General features: G+C 27.3%; 11 protein-coding genes and 1 pseudogene. 4 read left to right on the plus strand and 8 right to left on the minus strand.

What is annotated here, in order from left to right:
- Positions 1-265: pseudogene (locus KJQ97_RS07900) on the minus strand (cation diffusion facilitator family transporter); the annotation flags it as partial.
- 117 nt (positions 266-382) lie between these two features.
- On the opposite strand from KJQ97_RS07900, the gene KJQ97_RS07905 reads away from it, so the two are divergent.
- From KJQ97_RS07905 to KJQ97_RS07920, 4 genes are read left to right on the plus strand one after another with little or no spacing between them, the layout of a single operon-like run.
- Entirely contained in the window at positions 383-760 is a 378-nt protein-coding gene (locus KJQ97_RS07905; RefSeq protein WP_239803535.1) for a winged helix-turn-helix transcriptional regulator, read from the plus strand.
- A 59-nt stretch (positions 761-819) separates the two neighbouring features.
- On the plus strand, positions 820-1,602 hold the full coding sequence (locus KJQ97_RS07910; protein WP_214120493.1) for an MBL fold metallo-hydrolase: 783 nt from the start codon (positions 820-822) through the stop codon (positions 1,600-1,602).
- Between the two features lie 10 nt (positions 1,603-1,612).
- Positions 1,613-1,801 carry a heavy metal transport/detoxification protein gene (locus tag KJQ97_RS07915; RefSeq protein WP_214120494.1) on the plus strand — a complete coding sequence of 63 codons (189 nt, stop codon included), beginning with the start codon at positions 1,613-1,615 and terminating at the stop codon, positions 1,799-1,801.
- Entirely contained in the window at positions 1,798-3,756 is a 1,959-nt protein-coding gene (locus tag KJQ97_RS07920; RefSeq protein WP_214120495.1) for a heavy metal translocating P-type ATPase, read from the plus strand. The genes KJQ97_RS07915 and KJQ97_RS07920 overlap by 4 nt, the downstream gene beginning before the upstream one ends.
- Positions 3,757-3,773: 17 nt before the next feature.
- Here the strand turns inward: KJQ97_RS07920 and KJQ97_RS07925 are convergent, their stop codons facing one another.
- From KJQ97_RS07925 to KJQ97_RS07955, 7 genes are read right to left on the minus strand one after another with little or no spacing between them, the layout of a single operon-like run.
- Positions 3,774-4,241, minus strand: coding sequence for a tRNA (cytidine(34)-2'-O)-methyltransferase (locus tag KJQ97_RS07925; RefSeq protein WP_214120496.1), 468 nt, complete (start codon positions 4,239-4,241; stop codon positions 3,774-3,776).
- The gene (locus tag KJQ97_RS07930) at positions 4,234-5,295 is read right to left on the minus strand and encodes a tRNA nucleotidyltransferase/poly(A) polymerase-related protein (RefSeq protein WP_214120497.1); all 1,062 of its coding nucleotides are present in this window, start codon (positions 5,293-5,295) and stop codon (positions 4,234-4,236) included. Before KJQ97_RS07930 ends, KJQ97_RS07925 begins: the two co-directional genes overlap by 8 nt.
- Positions 5,295-5,663 carry a CiaD-like domain-containing protein gene (locus tag KJQ97_RS07935; protein WP_214117842.1) on the minus strand — a complete coding sequence of 123 codons (369 nt, stop codon included), beginning with the start codon at positions 5,661-5,663 and terminating at the stop codon, positions 5,295-5,297. Before KJQ97_RS07935 ends, KJQ97_RS07930 begins: the two co-directional genes overlap by 1 nt.
- Entirely contained in the window at positions 5,660-5,902 is a 243-nt protein-coding gene (locus KJQ97_RS07940; RefSeq protein WP_214117843.1) for a hypothetical protein, read from the minus strand. Before KJQ97_RS07940 ends, KJQ97_RS07935 begins: the two co-directional genes overlap by 4 nt.
- Positions 5,902-6,939 carry a 3-isopropylmalate dehydrogenase gene (gene leuB / locus KJQ97_RS07945; RefSeq protein ID WP_214120498.1) on the minus strand — a complete coding sequence of 346 codons (1,038 nt, stop codon included), beginning with the start codon at positions 6,937-6,939 and terminating at the stop codon, positions 5,902-5,904. Before leuB ends, KJQ97_RS07940 begins: the two co-directional genes overlap by 1 nt.
- Positions 6,936-7,412, minus strand: coding sequence for a 3-isopropylmalate dehydratase small subunit (locus KJQ97_RS07950; RefSeq protein WP_214117845.1), 477 nt, complete (start codon positions 7,410-7,412; stop codon positions 6,936-6,938). Before KJQ97_RS07950 ends, leuB begins: the two co-directional genes overlap by 4 nt.
- 9 nt (positions 7,413-7,421) lie before the next feature.
- Complete coding sequence (locus KJQ97_RS07955) at positions 7,422-10,385, minus strand: S8 family serine peptidase (protein WP_214120499.1); 2,964 nt, start codon at positions 10,383-10,385, stop codon at positions 7,422-7,424.
- Positions 10,386-10,456: the final 71 nt, after the last annotated feature.

Genomic DNA, 10,456 nt, shown 5'->3' on the forward strand with positions numbered 1-10,456 from the left:
TTAATGCTAAAGAATTAGCTAAATACCCATAAATTAATTCAGCAAACATTACTACAAAAGTTACTATAAAGCTTAATAACAATGCTTTTTTATTCTTAGTAAAATCATAAGAATGAGTATGAGAATGGTTGTGGTCTTCGTGGGAGTGATTAGAATTATTATGTGAATGATTATGGGAGTGGTTATGGTGTGAGTGATTACAAGAATGATTGTTTGAATGTTGTTTTATTGGTTTATGAATCAAGTCTTGATAGGTGCAAGTCATTGTTGTTCCTTTAAATTTAGTTTTAGGATAACTTTAATCCTTTTTAATTTTTATGATTATAATTCATATTTAAGTAAATGTAAATTACTTACGAATTTGTAAGTATAAGGAGTTTTTATGCAAATAAATATGAATAATGTAACCTGTCCTTTGCAAATAGCTGCAAATATGATAAATGGAAAATGGAAAAGCATAATCATTTTTCAATTAAGTTTAGGTAATTCTTCTTTATCAAAATTACAAAAAGATATAATTGGAATTAGTCAAAAAATGCTTCTTGAACACCTAAATCAATTAAGAGAAAATGGCTTAGTAGATAAAATAACTTATGATGGCTATCCACTAAAAGTAGAATATTTTTTAACAAATCGTGGAAAGCAAATGTTAAAAGCTATTATTATTTTTCAAGAAATAGGCATTGAAGTTTTAAAAGAAAAGAAATTATTTAATGCTTTAAATGAAAAAAGCTTATCATACATACGAAAAAGTAAGTAATTTACAATTATTTTTAAAAAAGATAATATCTATCCTTTAATTTAATTTAAGGAGATTTTATGAATACAAAAGTTCAATTAATTAGAAGTGCTTGTGTAAAAATTACTATAAATAATGTGTGTTTTTTAATAGACCCTATGTTAGCACCAAAAGGCACTTATGAAGGTTTTGCAAATACTTATAATTCACATTTAAAAAATCCTTTAGTGGATTTGCCATTTAGTTTTGAAGAAGCTATAAATGATGTAAATGCTGTAATAATTACTCATAATCATTTAGACCATATAGATGAATATACCTGTAAAAAATTAGATAAAAATATTAAAGTTTTCGTTCAAGATAATCAAGATTATAATTATTTTAAAGATTTAGGATTTAAAAATCTTGAGATTTTAAGCGATACTTTAGAATTTCAAGGAGTAAAACTAACAAAAACTAAAGCAAAACACGGAAGCGAAGAAATATATAAAAACGAAGAATTAGCAAGGCTTTTAGGTGATACTATGGGAGTTATTTTTAGTGCAAAAGATTGTAAAAGTGTTTATTTAATAGGAGATAGTGTTTTAACAAAAGATGTTGAAAATACTTTAAAACAAAATTATGATATTGTTATTGTAAATGCTGGAAATGCTATGGTTTTAGGATTTGATGATAGTATTATTATGAATGAAAACGATATTAAAAATATTGCTAAAATATCAACTAGTAAAATAATAGCCGTTCATTTAGAAGCTATTAATCATTGTATTTTAACTAGAAAAGCTTTAAAAGAATTTGTAAATAAGAATAATTTAAACGATAGAGTTTTAATCCCAGATGATGGGGAAAGCTACATTTTTTAAAGGAGATAAAATGAAAAAATATGAGATTTTTAATGTAAATTGCAATCATTGTGTAAATAAGATAAAAAATGCTTTAGAAGAAGATTTTGGGACAATTAATTTTAGTGATGATTTAAAATATATTTTTATAAATGCGAATAAAGAAGAATTTGAAGATGAGCTTTTAGAATTAGGATTTAGATTAGGTAAATTAGTATGAAAAATGTAAGGCTTTTTATTAACGGAATGCATTGTGTAAATTGTGCTAATTCAATCAAACAAGAAGCCTTAAAATTAGGCGTAATAGATGCAAGGGTTGATTTTATCAATAAATTTGGAGAATTTAGTGTAAATGATGATTTTGATAGTGAAAAGCTAATTTTTGCTATCAAAAAACTAGGCTTTGAAGTAAGCTTAGAAAAAATAAATGCAAAAAAAACTTACGAAGGCATTAGGCTAATTTTTTTAGCGATTTTTAGTGTTTTAACTTTTATTGATTTTAGCTTTTTATTCTCTTGTGTTTTTGCAAGTTTGGCTATTTTACTTTCGCTTGATTTTTATAAAAGAGTAATATTTCATAAAAGCTATGGAATGGATTTACTTGTAGTGCTTGGAATTAGCATTAATTATTTTTATTCATTTTTTAGTATTCATCATCATTTCTTTTTTGAAAGCACTTTTGTCTGCTTTGTGATTAGGCTTGGAAAATTTATTGAAAATAAAGCAAAAGCTAAAGCAAATTCTTTAATCACACCAAGCAAAATCCCTACAATAACCCTAGCAAACAATAAAATAATAAAAGCAAATCAAATAAATAAAGATGATGAGCTACTTATTAAAAACGGCGAAGAAATCTTAGTAGATGGAATATGTCTAAATGAAGCCTTAATTGATGAGAGCGTTATTAGTGGAGAAAGCTTTAGTCTAAGCAAAAAAATAGGAGAATTAGTCTATGCAGGTAGCATTAATAAGGGCGAATTATTAAAGATAAAAGCAACTAGCACTTATTATGAAAGCTCACTTGAAAAACTTAAAGATGAAGCAATGAAAGCTAATAATAAGGATTTAAAAGCCTTTAAATTAGTTGATAAGATTAGCAAATATTTTGTATTAATAATTTGTATAATCGCTAGTATTACAGGACTTGCTTGGTATTTTATAGATTCTTCTAAGGTGTTTTTTTATGTTAGTAGTGTGTTGTTAATTTCATGTCCATGTGCCTTAGGACTTGCAATTCCTATGGTAATAGTAATTTGCATTAATTTATGCTTTAAAGAAGGAATAATTTTAAAAAATCCTGAACTAATTAACTCAATACAAGATATAGAATGCTTTGTTTTTGATAAAACAGGCACACTTACAAATTCCGTGCAAAAAATATCACACGATTTAAGTGAAGCTGATTTTAGGCTAATTGCAAGTATTGAAAATACTCAAAATCACCCAATAGCTAAGAGTATTACGAATAATTTTACTGATTTTTTAGATTTAAATGGAACTTGTGCTTTAAAGGATAATTCTTTAATTTATACTGATGAGAATTTAAAAGTAGAAATAAAACCTTGCGAAAATGAGTTTTTATGCTATAAAAATGATTTGTATTTAGGCAAAATTACTTTAGAAAACGAAATTAATGAAAATGCAAAAGAATTAATTAGCTTTTTAAAATCACTCAATAAAAGAATAATAATAATTAGCGGAGATAGTAAAGAAAGAGTAGAAAATCTAGCAAACAAGCTAGAAATTAGCGAATATTATTTTAGAGTTACACCTGAAAATAAAGCTGCGATAATAAAGAATTTAAACGCAAAAAGCGTATTTATTGGGGACGGGGCTAATGATATTAAGGCATTAAGAACGGCTAATTTTGGCATATCATTTAGCAACGCAAATGCAATTGCTAAAAATAAAGCCGATGCGATATTGCTAAAAAATGATTTGATTAAAATCATAAAACTTTTTGAGATTTTTGATAAAGCTTATAGTAAGATTAAGCAAAATTTATTCATATCGTTTTTTTATAATTTCATAGGAATTGCTCTAGCTTGTGGGGTTTTTAGCGAGATTAATTTGCATTTAAATCCTGCACTTTGTGCTATGCTTATGAGTATTTCATCGCTTGTTGTGGTGTTTAATTCTTTGCTTTTGTTTAGAAAAAATAATTTATCTAGTTAGTAGTAACTAGATAAATACTAAATACTAAAATTTTTAAAATTCTGCCTTAAGGCTTCCGAGCTTAAAAACGCAACGCTTTGAGCTAGATTAAGCGACCTGCCATAACTTTTCATAGGTATTAAAAAGGTATTTTCATTACTTAAAATCTCTTTAATTTCAGGCTGTGGCAAACCAAAACTCTCGCTTCCAAACACTATGAAATCTCCTTCGCTAAAATTAGCGTTAAAATAAGGATTTTTTGATTTTGTGCTAGCGAATTTCATTTTAGTAATATCATTATTAGCTAAAAAATCCTTTGCATTATCCCAAAAAATCGGCTCAAGTTTATCCCAATAATCAAGACCTGCGTGCATAATCTTTTTACTTGAAAAGTCCAAAAAATGAGGTCCAACAAGATGCAATTTAAAACCTAAGTTATAGCACATTCTACCTATTGTCCCTACATTTCCTGCAATTCTTGGCTCAACTAAAACTATATTAAACATTTTTCATATACTCCTTAATGGCTTTTTCTTCGCATATTAGTGCTTCTTCTTTTGAGCTAATATTCTCATATACGACTTTTATTTTGTCATTATAAATTCCTAATTCTTTAGCTCGTTTTACAATATCCTTATTTAGCCCAAGCCACTCTCTAAGCGGCATTTTAATAGCAATTTTACATAAATTATAGTCATTTAAATCATTAAAATTTGGCTCTTTTGTTAAAAAGAAAAGCATTTTTTTATAAGGCATAAATTGATAATATATATTAAAATAATCAATAAAATAAAAAAACATTAAAGCAAATCTTTTTTCCTTACAAACTAAATTCTTATTATCTTTAATCTTTTTTAAAACAGCAAAAAATTCATATTTGCTAACACTAAAACCAAAACATTTTTCAAATAAATTTAGTTTATACAAATAATAAAGCCCAATTTCAGGGTATTTTGCTTCAAATAATTTTATTAATTCATTATAAATTCTATCCTTGCTAAGGTTTGAAATATCAATTTTTTTTAGATACCTTAAATCCTTTTTCTTAGTCTTTAGCTTAAATCTTGCGATAAATTGAATAAATCTTAAAAGCCTTAGCGAATCTTCTTTAAATGTAGAATAATTCACTATTCTAATTAGCTTTTTTTTACAATCTCGTATGCCTTTATGTAAATCTATTATTTCTTGTGTAAAAATATTAATCATTATTGTATTCATACGAAAATCTCTTCTAAGTGAGCCTTTGTATATGCTTTTTTCAACTTTTACACGAAAATCCGTATGTAAATCGCCTGTTTTTTTCTCTGTTCTTGCAAGTGCTAAATCATAATTTGCTTTTTTATATACAAAAAAGCTTTTGCCTACACCTAAAGCGTTTAATTCTTTAGCAACCTGCTCCATTTTACTAGGACTTACATCATAAATCTCTATATCATAATCATTTGTATTATTACTTAGATAAATATCTCTAACACAACCACCCACAAAATAAGCTCTTTTTGTGTATTTTGATAAAATTGATTGTATTGTTACAAAAGTCTCATCATCCCAAGGAAGCATTAATTTTTTAAACGCTCTTCAATACTTGCTAGTAAAAATTCAATAAAAGATATTGTTATTTCTAATCTTTTTTGTAAATCTTCTTCATTTTGCTTGGTGTTTAAAGCTTCAAAAAGAACTAAAATTCTTTCTTTAATTTTCAATAAATATTGCTTTTCATAAGTTGATAGCATAGCTGTGCTAGTAGTTTCTTTAGCTCTTTGAATATCTTCAATCTTAGCTATTATCTCTTCTTCGCTACTGATTTCATTTACTGCTTTTACTTCATTTATTTGCTCTTCTTCAGTTTTTTCATATTCTTTTTTAATCTCTTCTGCTGCTACTTGAGATAATCTATCAATCATTTGTGATAATTCTTCATTATTCATATATTTATTAGCCACCTTTTAAACTCATTATATTCTTGTTCGCTTTTAGCATTCATAAAAAAATCATACATTAATAAATTAAGCTCAAGTTTATGCACCTTAGCACCACTTAATCTATAAATACCTTCTTTAGCTGCTTGATTGTTTTTATCACGCTTTAAAATATTTTTATATATTTCAAGGGCTTCTTCTCTTAGCCCTTGTTCTTCATAAATCTTTGCTGCGGTTATTGTTTGCATTAGCAATACTTCGCTACTAATTCGCCCATTTCTTGGGTATTTAATTTAATTTTTGCATTAGCTAAATCAGCACATCCATAGCCTTCGCTTATTACTCTTTTTACTGCATTTTCTATTTTTGATGCTGATACTTCATCGTTTAATGCAAATCTTAGCATCATAGCAGCACTCAAAATTGTAGCAATTGGATTTGCTATGCCTTGACCAGCAATATCAGGAGCGCTTCCATGAATTGGTTCATAAAGTCCAACTTTTCCACCTATACTAGCACTTGCAAGTAGTCCGATTGAGCCAACTACCATACTAGCTTCATCACTTAAAATATCTCCGAATAAATTCTCTGTTAAAATCACATCAAATTGCTTTGGATTTTTAATAAGTTGCATAGCAGCATTATCTACATACATATAGCTTAATTCAACTTCAGGATAATTTACAGCCAACTCATCGCAAACTTCTCTCCATAAAGCTGAAGTTTCAAGCACATTAGCCTTATCTACCATACATAATTTTTTGCGGCGTTTCATTGCACTTTCAAAACCTATTTTTGCAATTCTAATTATCTCATCACGAGTATAAACCATTGTATTATAAGCTCTATCTGCTAATTTTTCTCTAGGTTGTCCAAAATAAATTCCACCCGTTAATTCTCTTACTACAAGTAAATCAACGCCTTTTACAACACTAGCTTTAATAGTGCTAAGCTCTTCAAGTCCATCATATACAAAAGCAGGACGAAGATTTGCAAATACTCCTAAAGCTTTTCTAAGTGCTAATAATCCACTCTCAGGTCTTAAATGGCGTTCTAGCTTATCCCATTTTTCTCCACCAATTGCACCAAATAAAACTGCATTAGAATTTAATGCTACATCAATAGTTTCTTGTGGTAAAGGAACTCCAACAGCATCAATCGCAGCCCCACCCATTAAACATTCAGTATATTCTAAATCAGGGCGAACTACTTTTAAAACTCTTATAGCTTCATTGATTATTTCAGGGCCTATTCCATCGCCTTTAATTACACAAATTTTATTCATTTTGCAACCTTACTAGCGTATTCAATCAAACCACCCGCATTTAATAATTCTTGCATAAATACAGGGATTGGATTTATTTTATAGCTTTCGTTTTTTGTGATATTTTTAATAATTCCATTTGTAATATCTATATCTAATTCATCATTTTCTGCAATTTTATCAGTATCGTTGCACTCTAATATTAAAAGCCCAGTATTATATGCGTTTCTATAAAAAATTCTCGCATAAGTTTTTGCGATTACACATTTAATATTTGCAGCTTTAATAGCAATTGGTGCGTGCTCACGACTAGAACCACAGCCAAAATTCTCTCCTGCAACTATGCAATCATTTTCTTTAATTTCTTTAAAAAATCCAGGTCTAGCATCTTCCATAACATAACTAGCCAATACTTTTTCATCACTTGTATTTAAATATCTTGCGGCTATGATTAAATCTGTATCTATATTATCGCCAAACTTAAAAACTCTCATTAAAGCTCCTTAAAAATTATAATTAATACCCAACATAAACTTATTAGCAAAATAATCTTTAGCATAATTTAACTTATAATTTATCCCAAGATTAAGCCTATCGTTAAAAGAATAACCTAAACCTAAATTAATATTAGTTAATAGTTTTTTTGAAAAACCATTACTAATATCAATGCTATTTTGATAGCTTATATTTTTTGCCTTTAATAAATAATGTTTGTAAAAATTATATTCTAAATCAACACCAGCTAACAAGTTTAAATAATTTAAATTTTTCTTATACTCAAGTCCTATATTTGAATAAGTAAAAAACTTTTTAAAGCTATTAACACTTACGCTAAAATCATTACCTAATGCATTAAAAGAATTTTGTGTATAAAAAATACCATTTAAAGCGACAAAAGGATAAAAATCATTCAATTTATAAGCAAATTTTAAAGTATATGCTAAAGAATTATCATAAAATTTCGCATAATTGCCAAATCTTTCTGTCTTATTTAAAGTATTAATATAACTTAATTTATTATTGATATAAAAATCATCTAAATTAAAATTCGCATTAGCAATTAAGCCAAGAGTTCTTGCATTGTTTTTAAAATCATCATTATAAATATTTGAATTATTATAAACAAAACCTAAAGCGAATTTAAAATCATCTTTTATTAAAGCATTGCTAATTAAAGTCTCATTTGAGCTTTCTTTTAAAGAATTAATTTTATTATATTTATAGCTTTGTTCTATATTAAAATCATCTTTTAAATCATTTGCTTGAATACTTTTAACCTTTGCAATATTCATTAAACTATTATCGTATAAATCATTAGCAAAAAGCTTATTTGTATTTTTTGCTAATTCGTCTTGGGTAGTATTTAAAATACTAGCATAAAACAAATCAGCTCTTCTTAAATTGTATTCAGCTTCGCTTAAATACCCATCTAAATTAATATTATTATAAGCTAAATCATCGCTTGTTTTATCTCTTTTACCAACTTCGTATTCTAAATAATTATCAAGTTGATTAAACAATAATTGATAATTTTTGCTTGCAAAATCATTTAAATTATTAATTTTATTCAAATCAATTCTTTTAACCATAACGCTTACTTTATTATTAGTATAAGTTGGCTCATTAATTTCTAAAAAAGTTACTAATGATTGCACTGATTTAAATCTATTTTCAATGCTTCTTGCCGTTAGAATATCTACATTTTGACCTTGAGTTATATTTGCACCTGATTTAACACCTACTAAATTAAATTCCCCGTCTAATTTAGCATTACCTAAAACTCTAAAACTCTCGCCTAAATTAGAATAAATCTTGCTATTTGCACCTAATTCAAGGCTACCTAAAGTTAAACCTTCGTTTATTAAAACACTATTATTTGTAATACCACTTGCAGTCGTATTGCTTACTCTTAAAACACCATTTGTATTTGTAAAATGTGCTTGATTTTTCTTGCCAGTTAGCCACAATGTGCCGTTTTTAATCTCGCTATTACCTTTAAAAGTATTATCCCCACTTAATACTAAAGTCCCAATTCCATCTTTAATAAGACCAAAATCACCTTTAATATTATTTGAAAATACATATAAATTATCTAAATCCACATTAGCATAAAAGTCTTTTCTAAACTCAGCAACCCCATTCATAGCACGAGTAGGATTTAAAATCCCTACCCCAAAACGAGCCTTAATATCATCAGCATTATTTGTAGTGCTTGTAACCTTAAATGCGGTTGTAAATAAACTCTCTTTAATATTATCATTACTCATCCAAGGGTATTTTTCATAAATTAAAGCCGCCACACTAGCAGTTATTGGGGTGCTATAACTTGTGCCTTCAACTCCATTTATCTCAAAAGGAGCTGAAATACAATCATCCCAACCATTTTTCTTGCAAGTATTTCCGTGATGAAAAACTTCTTTAATTGCTCCATCATTATCTTGTATGTAAAAATGCTTACCATATTCATCTACTCTTGCTGCATTGGTTTTATATCCTAAAACAATTACCCAACCTTTTCTTAAAGGACTATCAAGTGGGATTGCGTGGGTTGTAAAAGGCTTATTAATATTATCAGTAATATTACCTGCTGCATTAAAAACTAAAGCATTATTTTTCATAATTGCTGTATAAAATATACCTGTATTTGGACTTGAATAATCTAAATTACTATATTCATAAGATTGATTAAAAAACCTAACTCCACTATTTGATAAAGCATCAATTGTAGCGGCTAAATTAATATCATCGCCAATTTCACTTTTACTAATAGGATTTACTATATTTGCAAATTTAATCTCACTTGCAATTGTATTTGCAGTATTCATCACATTTTTGCCGTGTAAAATAGGGCTATTATTGCTATCTTTTAAAATAGAATTTGAATAGTTTTTGCTTATAAAATTATCATCATCTATCCTATTTGCCAATGAATTCCATTTAGTTTGATTTGTCTTTTTATAATCAAAATGCTTATTTACTAAGACATTTTTTAAATCATCAGTCCCCGAATCATTTACCCCAATAATTATTCCTTTTCCTAAAAAGCCTTGATTCCAATTAGGGCTAAATCCATAGCTGGTTTGATTATTATTTGACCTTGAAACTTCTTTGTTTGAATAGTTTGATGGATTATTTGCACTTTGAAAAGTAGATAAATTTGTATCATAAAGCTTAGCAAAAACACTAATAGTAGCAGTATCAGTTTTAGTGTTTAACCTAGTTGCTATATCGGTTTTTTTAGGTATATTAATTACAGGCAAATTAGAATAATCCGAAGTTATTTTGGCATTTTCAACTATGTTTTGAAAATTCTCATTAGTTGATACTTTAGCTGTAGGTTTATATGGTCTTGAAGTAGAAGTATCTTGTGAAGATTTTATATTAGGAGTTTGAGTATTAGCTTCGCCTCCACCACCACAAGCACTTAATAAAAATATAGAAGCAATTAATGATAGTTTAAAATTCATATAAAAATCCTAAATTAAATTTATTTGCAAAATAATTCTTAGCAAATGAATTATTATAATCAAAATTAAAA

The sequence above is a fragment of the Campylobacter sp. 2018MI01 genome (assembly GCF_018501205.1).
GTDB lineage: Bacteria > Campylobacterota > Campylobacteria > Campylobacterales > Campylobacteraceae > Campylobacter_E.